The sequence below is a fragment of the Pseudomonas sp. ASL8 genome (assembly GCF_056680355.1).
The window spans coordinates 5,325,545-5,338,710 of record NZ_CM155278.1 but is presented as its reverse complement, the minus strand read 5'-3'; the positions used below and the strand labels follow the sequence as shown (position 1 = coordinate 5,338,710).

The following is a 13,166-nucleotide window of genomic DNA, read 5'->3' as shown; positions in this document are numbered from 1 at the left end:
GGCTTAGATCTCTGCGTACATTCGGCCCGGGTTGAAAATCCCCTTCGGGTCGAGTTGTGCCTTTAGTTGGCGGTGATAGCGCAGCAACGGGCTGCCCAGCGGCTGGAACGGGCTGTCGCTGACGCCATGGCTGTAGCAGGTCGCGTGGCCGCCGACTTCGCTGACAATGGCGCGAATGGCTTCAGCCTCCGCATCGGATTTCAGCCAGCGCTGGGCGCCGCCCCAATCGATCAATTGCTCGCCGGGCAAGGCGAGGGTGCCGGTGTTATTGGGCAGCGACAGGCGCCACAGTGGCTGGCTTTCGTCGAAAAACCCCAGGCACTGTTCATTCAATTCGCGCCAGTAAATAGGGTCAAGCAATTCACCGCCGAGGCGATCATGGGCAGCAGCCACCGAACCTTCGCCGCCTTCCAGGCGCAGACGCAGCACGCGGCCATCATGGCTGGCGCCGCTGATTGGCAACGGCTGCTGGCCCCATTCGGCCAGTTTTTGCAGCGCGAGTTCAGTGTCCATTTCCAGAGCAATGCTGATGCATTGACGCGGTTTTGGCAGGACTTTGAGCGACACTTCGGTGAGCAGGCCGAGGCAGCCATAGCTGCCAACCAACAACCGGGACAGGTCGTAACCGGCCACGTTTTTCATCACCTCGCCGCCGAAGCGCAGGTGCTTGCCCAGGCCGGTGATGACCCGGGTGCCGAGGACGAAATCACGTACCGAGCCGGACCAGGGCCGACGTGGCCCTGACAATCCGGCTGCGACCATGCCGCCGACCGTGGCGTCGCCTCCAAAGGACGGCGGTTCGCACGCCAGCATTTGCCCGGCAGCTTCCAGTGCGGCACACAGCTCGCTCAACGGCGTACCGGCGCGGGCGGTAATCACCAGCTCAGTCGGGTCATAGGTAACGATGCCTCTGTGAGCGCGGGTGTCAATGATTTCGCCAGCGACCTCGCGTCCCAGGAACGCCTTGCTGTTGCCCCCCTGAATACGCAGGGGTGTGGCGTTTTGCAGTGCCTGATTGACCTGTTCCAGCAACGCAGCGCTGGCGTCGATATTCTGTTGGGCAGGCATCAGAAACGCTCCAGTTCAGGGAAGGGCAACTGCCCCAAATGCACGTGCATGGCACCGAACTCGGCGCAGCGATGCAGGGTCGGAATATTCTTGCCAGGGTTGAGCAAGCCGCTTGGGTCAAACGCCGCTTTCACCGCATGAAACAAGGTCAGTTCGTCGCTGTTGAACTGGGCGCACATCTGATTGATTTTCTCGCGGCCGACCCCGTGTTCGCCGGTGATGCTGCCACCGACCTTGACGCACAGTTCGAGGATTTTGCCCCCCAGGGCTTCAGCGCGGTCCAGTTCGCCGGGCTGGTTGGCGTCGAACAGAATCAGCGGGTGCATGTTGCCGTCACCCGCGTGGAAGACGTTGGCTACACGCAGTCCATATTCCTCGGCCAGCGCCGTGATGCCCTTGAGCACCCCCGGCAATGCTCGGCGCGGGATGGTGCCGTCCATGCAGTAATAATCCGGCGACAGGCGCCCGACCGCCGGGAAGGCATTCTTGCGCCCGGCCCAGAACCTGACACGCTCGGCCTCATCGCGGGCCAGACGCACTTCGGTTGCACCCGCTTTTTCCAGTACGGCGCGAACCCGGTCGCATTCGTCGTGGACATCGGCTTCGACGCCGTCCAGTTCGCACAGGAGGATGGCTTCGGCATCCACCGGGTAGCCTGCGTGAATAAAGTCTTCAGCGGCGCGAATCGCCAAGTTGTCCATCATCTCCAGTCCACCGGGGATGATGCCTTCGGCAATAATGTCGCCCACTGCGCGCCCGGCTTTTTCCACTGAGTCGAAGGCGGCCAACAATACTTTGGCGACCTGCGGTTTGGGCAGCAGTTTGACCGTGACTTCAGTGATGATGCCGAGCATGCCTTCGGAACCGGTGAACAGCGCCAGCAGGTCAAAGCCTGGCGAGTCCAGGGCGTCGGAACCGAGGGTCATGCGTTCGCCTTCGACGGTGAGAATGTCCACCTTGAGCAGGTTGTGCACGGTCAGGCCGTACTTCAGGCAATGCACGCCACCGGCGTTCTCGGCGACATTGCCGCCGATGGAGCAGGCGATCTGCGAGGACGGGTCCGGTGCGTAATAGAGGTCATAGGGTGCGGCGGCCTGGGAGATCGCCAGATTGCGCACGCCGGGTTGCACACGGGCCAGGCGCGCGGCCGGGTCGATCTGCAGAATCTGGTTAAAGCGGGCCATGACCAGCAGCACGCCTTTTTCCAGCGGCAGGGCGCCACCCGACAAGCCAGTACCCGCGCCACGGGCGACCACGGGAACCTTGCGCTCGTGGCACAGCTTGAGCAGGGTTTCTACCTGTTCGATGCGCTGGGGCAATACCACCAGCATTGGCGTGGTGCGATAGGCGGAAAGACCATCGCACTCATAAGGCTTGAGCTCTTCTTCGCGATGGAGGATGTCCAGATCGGGCAAGTGCTCGCGCAGGGCCAGGAACAGTTGGGCTTTATCAACGAGAGGCAATACACCGTCGACACGTTCGTCGTACAGAATGTTCATGGTGGGCTGACAACCCTGAGTTGTTGTTATTGAAGACCGATTTACGGCCTTGACTGTCTTGCATGATTGGCCGCTGAGGCTTTACTGTCCATGACTTATAAGTCTGGTCGAACCAGTTGTTTTTTCTAGGTGATTGCTGGTTTTTTTAAAAACACTTATTTTTCAATAGCTTGAAATTATTGTTGAGCATTCTTGGTTGAGTATTTATAGCTGGTCATACCAGTGGAGGTTGCATGGCTAACACTGCTTCGACGCGCGCGCCGCAGGTCGCCGATGTTGTGTGTGAGCGCATCGAGCGTTTGATCGTCGATGGCGTGTTGAAAACCGGACAGATTTTGCCGTCCGAACGGCGCCTCACGGAAAAACTCGGCGTGTCCCGCACCGCCTTGCGTGAGGGCCTGAAACTGTTGCGGGCCAGAGGCATCATCGAGACCGAACAGGGCAAGGGCTCGTTCGTCGCTCAACTGTCGAGCCACACCGCCACGTCGCCCTTGATGCACCTGTTCGGCTCGCAGCCGCGTACCCTTTACGACTTGTTCGAAGTGCGCAGCCTGCTGGAAGGGGAGTCCGCGCGGTTGGCAGCCTTGCGCGGTACCGATGCCGACTTTGTATTGATCACGCGCAGCTATGAAGCGTTGATCGCCGCCCACGACCAACCGCTCGACGCCTCAGGTCATGCGCGACTGGACCATGCCTTCCACCTGGCGATCTGCGAGGCGTCGCACAATCCGGTGCTGGTGCAAACCCTGCGTTCGTTGACCGATCTGTTGCTCAACACTGTGTTTGCCTCGGTCAACAACCTGTATCACCGCGAACCGCAAAAACGCCAGATCGACCGGCAACACGCGCGCCTGTACAACGCCGTCACGGGCCGCTTGCCTGAACAGGCGCGCAAGGCCGCCATTGCCCATATCCAGAGCATTTGCGAGAACCTCAAGGAAATTGAAAACGAAGAGCAGCGTCTGGTGCGCTCCACGTTGCGGCTTGAGGGTTGGGCATGAGCGACTTGACATCGAAGGGTATCTGCCGCAATTTACGCATTGCGTAACGCAATTACGAATATAACAAGCAGACACGTCTCCGATGGCTATCATTAACGGAGAACGTGCGATGAAACAGGCAGGCCCCCGTGGATCTATTTACGTACTACCGCTCAACCTCAAGTTACCGGGTGCGTATCGTGTTGGCCTTCAAGGGGCTGGCGTTCAATGCGATCCCGGTGAACCTGATTCGCGACGGTGGCGAGCAGCTCAAGCCTGAATACAAGGCCATCGACCCGCAGGGCAGGGTGCCTGCGCTACGGGTGGAGACGGGCGAAGTGATCATCCAGTCGTCGGCAATCATCGAGTACCTGGAAGAGCGCTATCCACAGCCGCCACTGCTGCCTACGGACCTGATCGAGCGAGCGCAGCAGCGGGCTGTCGCCGCGCTGATCGGTTGCGACATTCATCCGCTGCACAACGTGTCGGTGCTGAACCGGTTGCGGGGTCTGAAGTGTGAAGAAGCTGACGTTGCCGCCTGGATCGGTCACTGGATTACTGAAGGCTTCAGCGCAGTCGAGGCGCTGATCGGTGATCAGGGCTTCTGTTTCGGCGAGCCAGGACTGGCGGACGCGTACCTCTTGCCGCAAATCTATGCGGCCCGCCGTTTCAACGTCGATCTGACCCCGTATCCAAAAATTTGCCGGGTCGAACACCTGGCGCTGCAACATCCGGCTTTCCAATGCGCGCATCCTGATGCGCAACCCGACAAGCCAGAGTGATCCATTCAACATGAAAATACTGGGCTTACAATTGATCTTCGGAGACTTCCTCGCCCGCAGTGTGCGAGGGATTTCCTGTGCTCCTCCCGCTGGAGAGTGATGTTCGCTGCGTGCTTCCCACTCTCTATTTGCAAGGAGCCAGACCATGGCTGATCTCTACGAAAACCCGATGGGCCTGATGGGCTTTGAGTTCATCGAATTCGCCTCGCCGACCCCGAACGTCCTAGAACCCGTGTTCCAGATCATGGGCTTCACCAAAGTTGCCAATCACCGCTCCAAGAACGTGTCGCTCTATCGTCAGGGTGAGATCAATCTCATCCTCAACTGCGAGCCCCACAGCGTCGCCTCCTACTTCGCGGCTGAGCACGGCCCGTCGGTGTGCGGTATGGCGTTTCGGGTCAGGGATGCGCAAAAAGCCTACAACCGTGCGCTGGAGCTGGGCGCGCAACCGGTTGAAATCGCCACGGGCCCGATGGAGCTGCGTCTGCCGGCAATCAAGGGCATTGGCGGTGCGCCGCTGTACCTGATCGACCGGTTTGGTGAGGGCACGTCGATCTATGACATCGACTTCAATTTCATCGAAGGCGTGGAGCGTCATCCGGTGGGGGCGGGCCTGAAGTTCATCGACCACTTGACCCACAACGTCTATCGCGGTCGCATGGCGTATTGGGCGAACTTCTACGAGAAGCTGTTCAACTTTCGGGAAATTCGCTATTTCGACATCAAGGGCGAATACACCGGCCTGACCTCCAAAGCCATGACCGCTCCGGACGGCATGATCCGCATCCCGCTGAACGAGGAGTCTTCCAAAGGCGCGGGCCAGATCGAAGAATTTTTGATGAAGTTCAACGGCGAAGGTATTCAACACGTCGCGTTCTTCACCGATGACCTGATCAAGACCTGGGATGCCTTGAAAGCCCTCGGCATGCGCTTCATGACCGCGCCGCCGGAGACGTATTACGAGATGCTCGAAGGGCGCCTGCCGAACCACGGCGAGCCGCTGAATGAACTGCAAACCCGGGGCATCCTGCTGGATGGCTCATCGGATGGCGGCGAGCGTCGGCTGTTGCTGCAGATATTCTCGGAAACCCTGATGGGGCCGGTGTTCTTCGAGTTCATCCAGCGCAAGGGCGATGATGGTTTCGGCGAAGGCAACTTCAAGGCGCTGTTCGAATCCATCGAGCGCGATCAAGTGCGGCGCGGTGTGTTGAAGGCCGAGTAAGGCACCGTTAATCGCGTTCCCCTGTCGGCGCGGGCTTGCCCGCGACCGGCTGACTGCCCCCCATCCGGTCGCTGATGGCCTGAGCTGTTTTCAGCAGTTGTCTGGCCGCTGAATCCTGTACCTCTGCGGTAAACACCGACGCCGAGCCGACGACGGTCAGCACACCTGCCAGTTTATTGCCCACAGCGAAGATCGGTGACGACACGGCATTCACGCCTGCCATCAACAGGCCGTGAATCTGATGCACGCCGGTGCTGCGAATCTGTTTGATGTGCAGGTCGACTTCTTTGAGTTGTCGCGCATTCAGCCGTGTGGACTCGGATTCGCGTAGTTCAGCGGTTTCATTGGCGGCAAGAAAGGTATTAAACACCAGCCCGGTGGACGAACCGAGCAGCGGCAACACTGAGCCAATCTGGGTCACCAGCGTCACCGCGCCGATGGATTGCTCGACATACACCACGGTGGGGCCTTTGTTGCCCCATACCGCGAGGAAGCAGGTTTCGTTGAGTTCATCACGCAGCGCGACCAGATGCGGCGCCGCGATTTTCAATACGTCCAGCTGCCCCAATGCGGCCAGTCCGACCTGCAATGCTTCGCGTCCCAGGCCATAGTGATTGGTGGTGACGTCCTGTTCGGCGAAACCTCCGGCCACCAGCGCTTGCAGGTAACGATGGACCTTGCTCGCGGGCATGCCCACGTGTTCGGCGAGCTTTGACAGCGAGGTAGAAGGCGCGAGCTCGGCCAGCGCCTTGAGCACGCCGAGCCCGACCTCGGCCGCTTGAACTTTTTGCTGCCGTCCACTTGCTGGGCTTTCGATTTCCGCTGTCATGAAGAGGTGCGCGCCGGTCTGAGAAGGCTGCTTTATAGCTTGACCTCACCACAAACTCAAATTACGTTATGCGTAATCTAATTACGCTTGATTGAATCCTCGTCGCAAGCGTTGTCGACGCCACCTCACACCCACATAACAAGAGGTCGAGATGCACACAGCCCACTCTCCTGAAACCCTGACCTATCAACGTGGCTTCGGCAATGAGTTCAGCAGTGAAGCACTGCCCGGCGCATTGCCGGTCGGACAGAATTCCCCGCAAAAACACACGCACGGCCTGTACGCCGAGCTGCTATCGGGCACGGCCTTTACCGTGCCGCGCGCAGAAGCCCGACGTACCTGGTTGTACCGGATCAAACCCTCGGCCACCCATCCTCGCTACGAGCGACTGGCGCGGCAGATACTGGGGTTGGAATCCGGGCCAATCACCCCCAATCGCCTGCGCTGGAATGCCTTCGATATCCCGACGCAACGTACCGATTTCATCGACGGTTTGATCAGCCTGGCCAGCACTGCGGCGGCCGATCAGGCCGAAGGTGTCAGCGTTTACGTCTACTGCGCCAACGCGTCCATGGACCGGGCTTTTTTCAATGCTGACGGCGAGTGGCTAATCGTGCCTCAGTCGGGTCGCTTGCGGATCGTCACTGAACTGGGCCTGTTGGACATCGAGCCGCAGGAAATAGCGGTAGTGCCACGCGGGCTCAAATTCAGCATCCAGCTGCTTGACGCTACAGCACGCGGTTATGTCTGTGAAAACCATGGCTGCGCCTTGCGCCTGCCGGAGCTGGGGCCGATTGGCAGCAATGGGCTGGCCAATGCCCGGGACTTCCTGGCGCCGGTCGCACAGTTCGAAGACCGGGATGAGCCGGTCGTACTGGTGCAGAAATTCCTCGGTGAGCTGTGGGTCACACAGCTCGACCATTCGCCGTTCGACGTGGTTGCCTGGCATGGCAACAACGTGCCGTATAAATACGATCTACGTCGTTTCAACACCATTGGCTCCGTGAGCTTCGATCACCCGGACCCGTCAATTTTCACCGTGCTGACCTCGCCTGGCACTGTGTCTGGCCAGGCCAACGTCGATTTTGTGATTTTCCCGCCGCGCTGGATGGTGGCTGAAAAGACCTTTCGGCCGCCCTGGTTTCACCGCAACCTGATGAACGAATTTATGGGGCTGATCGACGGTACCTACGATGCCAAGGCTGAAGGCTTTGCCCCTGGCGGTGCGTCCCTGCATAACTGCATGAGCGCCCACGGCCCGGACAACATCACGGCAGAAAAAGCTATCACCGACGACCTCAAGCCGCACAAGATCGACAACACCATGGCGTTCATGTTCGAGACGGGCAAAGTGCTGCGTCCCAGCCGCCATGCCCTCGACTGCCTGCAACTGCAAACGGATTACGATGCCTGCTGGTCAGGCATGGCCAAACACTTCGATTCGGGAACCCCGCAATGACCACTTCATCGAATCCCCTTAGCTGGGTGACGTCCGCCAACGGCCACTCCGATTTCCCCCTGCAAAACTTGCCGCTCGGTATCTTCAGCCATTCAGGTCTGAGCAAGCGCGGTGGTGTTGCCATCGGCGAGATGATTTTCGACCTGCGTGCTGCGCTGGATGTCGGTTTTTTCAACGGCGCGGCGCGTGATGCTGCTGAAGCCGCAAGCCGTGATCAGCTCAATGATTTCTTTGCTCTGGGCGCGCCAGCCCGCCAAGCCCTGCGCAACGAACTGCTGCACCTGCTGGATGAAAACAGCCCGCAGCTGTCGCGTTTGCGGCCATTGGCCGACACCGTGCTGCACCCGATGTCCGAGTGCCAGATGCACGTGCCCGCGCGTATCGGTGACTACACCGATTTTTACGTCGGCATTCATCATGCGCTGAACGTGGGCAAGCTATTCCGCCCGGACAATCCGTTGCTGCCTAACTACAAATACGTGCCTATCGGTTATCACGGTCGCGCCTCGACCATCTGCATCTCGGACACCCCCGTCAAACGCCCCAATGGCCAGACCTTGGCCCCGGGTGCGAGCGTTCCCAAGTTCGGCCCCAGCAAGCGCCTGGATTATGAGCTGGAGATGGGCGTATGGATCGGCCCGGGCAATGCGATTGGCGAGGCGATTGCCATTGGCGAGGCGGCCGAGCATATCGCTGGCTTCTGCCTGCTCAATGACTGGTCGGCGCGGGACCTGCAAGCGTGGGAATACCAGCCACTGGGTCCGTTTCTGTCGAAGAGTTTTGCCACCAGCATTTCTGCCTGGGTGGTGACGGCTGAGGCGCTGGCGCCATTCCGTATCGCACAACCGGCCCGACCAGAGGGCGATCCGCAGCCGCTGGCGTATTTGTTCGATGCCGCTGATCAGCAGGGCGGGGCGCTGGATATCGAGCTTGAAGTGTTGCTGCTCACCGAACAGATGAAAGCGCAGGGCATCGCGCCGCATCGCCTGACGCTGAGCAATACCCAAAACATGTACTGGACCGTTGCACAAATGGTCGCGCATCACACGGTCAATGGTTGCAAACTTCAGCCGGGAGATTTGTTCGGCACCGGCACCTTGTCCGGTCCGTTGGCAGGGCAGTTCGGCAGCCTGCTGGAAGTCAGCGAAGGTGGTAAACACGCACTGACATTGCCTAGCGGCGAAAGCCGACGCTTCCTTGAGGATGGCGATGAAGTCATCTTTCGCGCGCGCTGCCACCGTCAGGGTTACGCCTCCATTGGTTTTGGCGAATGCCGGGGCACGTTGCTAGGGGCTTGATACAGCCCGTGCTTTTACGGGTTTTTGGCCGGGCAAGAAGAGTACGCGAGGCGCACTGACCATCGCGCCTCACGCTTGCCCGTGGCCTCGATCACAAGGCTGACTCAAGCCTCATCTTCTCCACGGCGTGCCACATCCGAACGCCTTCGGGTCGGCCGGCCTCCGAGCAAGCCTTCCTGGTCAAGAAGCATGTCGTCAATCTGTAGACCCTTATCGTCAATGCGGTACAGGCGCAGCTCATCCGAGTGGGCACTGGCTCGGACCTTGACCACTGCCATAATGCGCAGCAAGCGGCTTTGGACTTCAATATAGCGCTGGACGATGATGGCGTCGGTCAGGAAGGCCGTGCCGTATGGGCTGAAGCGCAGGTCGGTGTAACGGTCTTCAAGTTCGGAGGTCATCAACACGCTGACACCGGCACTGGTCAGCGCAGTGACCATACGTGACAGTGATTCGCGGAAGTCGTCACGGAATGTCGGTGCCAGAGCGAGCTCGAAGCCCGACAGGGAATCAATGACCACACGGGTGGCCTTCAGGCGCTTGATCTCGCCCAATAGTAGCTGGACGATTTCGTCGATGGACATGTCTGGTGCGTGACTGTCTACCAGACCTACCTTATCGCTCTTGATCAGGCGTGCCAGCGTGGCGTTCTGTGAATGGTTGGGGCGCTGCTCGAACATCGCAATCACGCCGGTCTCGCCTGTACGTGCACCTTCAGCGAGGAAGGACGCCGCCAGAATGCTTTTTCCGGAGCCGGATGGACCGGCGACCAGCAAGGAATATCCTTGGGGAAGACCACCACCGAGCATTTCGTCCAGATGGGGGATGCCCATTTTCAAGCGCGGCGGTACCACATTTTTTGACAGAACATCCTGTTTCTTGACGCTGATGGCTGCCGGTGCGAAGACTTTGATGCCCGAGGTATCAATGCGGAAAGTGTGCAGCCCGGGCAATGTTGGCTGGCCGCGCATTTTCATGATTTCCATCTTGCGCACCATGGAGTTGCGCTGCACGCTTTGCCGTAGCCAGATCAAGCCATCGGCCACGGTGAAAATCGGGTTGGTGTCGGTCTCGGTAAAGTATTCACCAATCAGGAAGGTGGTCGCCTGCCAGGTGGTCATCAACATGCCCAGTTGCTGAACGAACTGAGGCAGGTTGTTGTTCGGGTTGTCCTGGGTCCGGCTTGCCAGCACCACTGACCGGAAGGAGTCTACGAAAACCAGCGCCGGACCGTGGGCTTCGACCTCTGCAACGATACGCCGCAGTACTTCATCCAGATTTCCTGCCAGCGTATCATCGGCCAGGTTGATATAGCGGATCGAGCGGTTGATCGCTTCACTATCGAAAAAGTCGAATTGCTGTTGATAACGCAGCATCTTCAGTGGTGGCTCGCCTAGCACCGTGAAGAAAAGGGCCGGGCGCTCAGGTGTCGCCAGGGCGAACATCATCTGATGGGCCAGCGTGGTCTTGCCGCAGCCGGGAGGACCGGCGATCAAGTTGAACGAAAACTCCGGCAATCCTCCGCCGAGAACCTCGTCAAGTCCAGGCACTCCGGTTGCCAAGCGGTTGATTGTCACTTTGGTGGTCATGGCGAGGTATCCTGCGCGGGAGTGCCGCTCAAAGAATTTTCCCACACGGAACGAAGTAAATGCTCGGTGAGCGAGGGCCCGACCAACGTGGTCAGTAGCTCGTAGAAGGTCTTCAATAGCTCTTCGCCGAAAAGACAGGCTTCTGTGCTGTTTTGCTTAACAAGCACGGATTTTAGTTCAGTCAGATCTATGGCGGTCCGCACGTGTTCATGCGTGCCAGCCAGGCGGGGATGAGTGGAAGCACACAGGTAGAGACTGCGGCGATAGAGCGCGACAACCCCTTGCTGTCCGATGATGGGGGTCAGGGCTGCGTCCATTTCTTGCAATGTCGCAACAATCGCTTCAGCGATATATGCGGGGTCGGTTTTGTTACCGACTCGGTGCGCCAGAGAAGCTACGATCTGACGGCTCTCTTTGCTGTCCGTGGACATGGCTCACTGATTCATTGTGTTGAGCGTGTAATACTACACTTTCCATAGTCGTCAGCCCACCATCAGGTGCGGTATTTCGTACCTGCCCAAAAACAGGTCCAGTGCCGATTCAATCACCGACATCTGGGCGGCAGGGGCCAAAGCCGGAGCGCCCAGGGTTATCTGCGGCCAGAAAGCGAACGCTTTGAGCAATGCATGAATCTGAGTGGCGGCGAAACTCGGGTCTACCGCTTTGAAACGGCCGTCTGCCTGGGCGGCGCGGATCCAGGCGGTAAAGCTTTCTTCGCGCTCATTGAGGCGGGAGACCATGTTTTGCGCGCGCTCTGGGGAGTGGATCGTCGCGGCAATGGCCACTCGTGCCAGGTCGAGAAAGTTGCTGTCAGCCAGCATCTGCATTTTCGACGCCAGTAGCTCTTGAAGCTGATCGCGCAGCGGGCGCTCAGGGTGATAGGTCATGTCCAGCCGATCGGCGCTGCTGATCCATAACTGCTGGAGAATTTCGGAGAAAAGCTCCTCTTTGCTCGGGAAGTGGTTATACACCGTGCGTTTGGACACCTCCGCCAATGCGGCAATTTTGTCCATGCTGGTGACTTCGAACCCATTGGCGCGAAACTCGGCAATAGCCGCCTGAACAATGGCTTCACGTTTACGGTCGGTCAGGCGTAGAGGGGCTTTCATAGGTTCGCTTCAGACAGGCGGAGTGAAAATTTTTACACTCGGCAGTTTACTGGTCATCTGACATGTTGCAAGCTTGAAACTACACTGTGTAGTGTAGTTACTTCTGATCTTTATTCTCGCTGCCATCCTCATGCGTGTGGATGCAGGAACCTCCATCCGCCCCTTGGAGTCAGTTTGTCATGACCAAGCCACCACGAGATTCAGATGACGTTGCCCGATCACGGGCCTCTCGACTGCATGAGGGACGTTATCGCAACCACGCGCCGATGAACCGGATGGGCTTTCTCAAGACGTTGCGTATCTTTTGGAACGCCCTCGTTAACAAACCGGCGCATACCCGGCCCGTGGGCGCGATTCCGGTGCAGACCCTGTCGCGCCAGCAGTTGTTGGCAGCGCCCAATAACAGCGTTTTCCGTCTTGGGCATTCCACGGTGCTGCTCAAGTTGCGCAATCAGTTCTGGCTGACCGACCCGGTGTTCGCCGAGCGTGCTTCGCCAGTGCAATGGGCTGGGCCGCAACGTTTTCATCAGCCGCCTATCAGCCTTGAAGAGTTGCCGCCGCTCAAGGCGGTGATCCTTTCACACAATCATTACGACCACCTCGATCACATGACGATCAAAGCGCTGGCGCATAAAACCGAGCATTTTCTGGCGCCTGTCGGCGTGGGTGACACCCTTATCAAGTGGGGCGTTCCGGCGCAAAAAGTGCGGCAACTGGACTGGTGGGAGTCCAGTGAAATTGAAGGCATGCGTTTTGTTGCCACGCCATCGCAGCACTTTTCCGGTCGTACACTGCGTGATGGAAATCGTTCGTTGTGGGCATCGTGGGTGATGATCGACGACGATCAGCGGATCTTTTTCAGTGGCGATACCGGTTACTTCGATGGCTTCAAACACATCGGCGAGCAGTACGGGCCGTTTGACCTGACCTTGATGGAAACCGGTGCCTATAACGTCGACTGGCCGGACGTGCACATGCAACCCGAGCAAACCCTGCAGGCCCACATCGACCTGCGTGGTCGCTGGTTGTTGCCGATCCACAACGGCACGTTCGATCTGGCGATGCATGCCTGGCACGAACCCTTCGACCGGATTCTGGCCCTGGCCTGGGAAAAGAACATAGCCATCAGCACACCGCAAATGGGCCAGCCGTTCTACCTGCAATACCCCAGTCGCGGGCATGCATGGTGGCTGGGCGTGGAGGGGGTGATCGAAACTTACAGCCCGGACGCTGCCGAACCTCAGGGCCACCGCCGACATGTTTGAGTCCTCAGGTGCCTGAGGACGCTACAGGGTGGAGGTCAGCTCCACACTGAAATTCGATTATCGAAT

General features: G+C 58.8%; 12 protein-coding genes. 6 read left to right on the top strand and 6 right to left on the bottom strand.

Features of this window, described 5'->3' with window-relative positions; translation table 11 throughout:
• Window positions 1-3: 3 nt before the first annotated feature.
• A complete protein-coding gene (glcE, locus tag AC1MEA_RS24435) occupies window positions 4-1,068 on the bottom strand; it encodes a glycolate oxidase subunit GlcE (RefSeq protein WP_480417629.1) in 1,065 nt (354 codons plus the stop codon).
• Window positions 1,068-2,567 carry a glycolate oxidase subunit GlcD gene (gene glcD / locus AC1MEA_RS24430; RefSeq protein WP_480417628.1) on the bottom strand — a complete coding sequence of 500 codons (1,500 nt, stop codon included), beginning with the start codon at window positions 2,565-2,567 and terminating at the stop codon, window positions 1,068-1,070. The genes glcE and glcD overlap by 1 nt, the downstream gene beginning before the upstream one ends.
• Window positions 2,568-2,800: 233 nt before the next feature.
• Here glcD and glcC point away from each other — a divergent pair, with 233 nt between their 5' ends.
• The 3 genes from glcC (at window position 2,801) to hppD (ending at window position 5,551) form a co-directional block, all read left to right on the top strand.
• Entirely contained in the window at window positions 2,801-3,568 is a 768-nt protein-coding gene (glcC, locus tag AC1MEA_RS24425; RefSeq protein ID WP_449633285.1) for a transcriptional regulator GlcC, read from the top strand.
• A 128-nt stretch (window positions 3,569-3,696) separates the two neighbouring features.
• Window positions 3,697-4,329, top strand: coding sequence for a maleylacetoacetate isomerase (gene maiA / locus AC1MEA_RS24420; RefSeq protein ID WP_480417627.1), 633 nt, complete (start codon window positions 3,697-3,699; stop codon window positions 4,327-4,329).
• Window positions 4,330-4,474: 145 nt separating this feature from the next.
• Entirely contained in the window at window positions 4,475-5,551 is a 1,077-nt protein-coding gene (hppD, locus tag AC1MEA_RS24415; protein ID WP_480417626.1) for a 4-hydroxyphenylpyruvate dioxygenase, read from the top strand.
• 7 nt (window positions 5,552-5,558) lie between these two features.
• Here the strand turns inward: hppD and AC1MEA_RS24410 are convergent, their stop codons facing one another.
• The gene (locus tag AC1MEA_RS24410; protein ID WP_219060662.1) at window positions 5,559-6,380 is read right to left on the bottom strand and encodes an IclR family transcriptional regulator; all 822 of its coding nucleotides are present in this window, start codon (window positions 6,378-6,380) and stop codon (window positions 5,559-5,561) included.
• Window positions 6,381-6,531: 151 nt separating this feature from the next.
• Between AC1MEA_RS24410 and hmgA the strand changes: the two genes are divergently transcribed.
• Complete coding sequence (gene hmgA, locus AC1MEA_RS24405) at window positions 6,532-7,839, top strand: homogentisate 1,2-dioxygenase (RefSeq protein ID WP_480417625.1); 1,308 nt, start codon at window positions 6,532-6,534, stop codon at window positions 7,837-7,839.
• Window positions 7,836-9,137 (top strand): fumarylacetoacetase, encoded by a 1,302-nt coding sequence (gene fahA, locus AC1MEA_RS24400; protein WP_480417624.1) that lies wholly within the window; start codon window positions 7,836-7,838, stop codon window positions 9,135-9,137. The genes hmgA and fahA overlap by 4 nt, the downstream gene beginning before the upstream one ends.
• A gap of 104 nt (window positions 9,138-9,241) precedes the next feature.
• On the opposite strand, the gene AC1MEA_RS24395 is transcribed toward fahA, so the two are convergent.
• The 3 genes from AC1MEA_RS24395 to AC1MEA_RS24385 are packed head-to-tail and all read right to left on the bottom strand — an operon-like array spanning window position 9,242 to window position 11,835.
• Complete coding sequence (locus tag AC1MEA_RS24395; protein WP_480417623.1) at window positions 9,242-10,726, bottom strand: ATPase domain-containing protein; 1,485 nt, start codon at window positions 10,724-10,726, stop codon at window positions 9,242-9,244.
• On the bottom strand, window positions 10,723-11,157 hold the full coding sequence (locus AC1MEA_RS24390) for a hypothetical protein (RefSeq protein ID WP_480417622.1): 435 nt from the start codon (window positions 11,155-11,157) through the stop codon (window positions 10,723-10,725). Before AC1MEA_RS24390 ends, AC1MEA_RS24395 begins: the two co-directional genes overlap by 4 nt.
• 51 nt (window positions 11,158-11,208) lie before the next feature.
• The gene (locus AC1MEA_RS24385) at window positions 11,209-11,835 is read right to left on the bottom strand and encodes a TetR/AcrR family transcriptional regulator (RefSeq protein ID WP_480417621.1); all 627 of its coding nucleotides are present in this window, start codon (window positions 11,833-11,835) and stop codon (window positions 11,209-11,211) included.
• Window positions 11,836-12,014: 179 nt separating this feature from the next.
• On the opposite strand from AC1MEA_RS24385, the gene AC1MEA_RS24380 reads away from it, so the two are divergent.
• Window positions 12,015-13,100 (top strand): MBL fold metallo-hydrolase, encoded by a 1,086-nt coding sequence (locus tag AC1MEA_RS24380; RefSeq protein WP_480417620.1) that lies wholly within the window; start codon window positions 12,015-12,017, stop codon window positions 13,098-13,100.
• Window positions 13,101-13,166 lie beyond the last annotated feature (66 nt).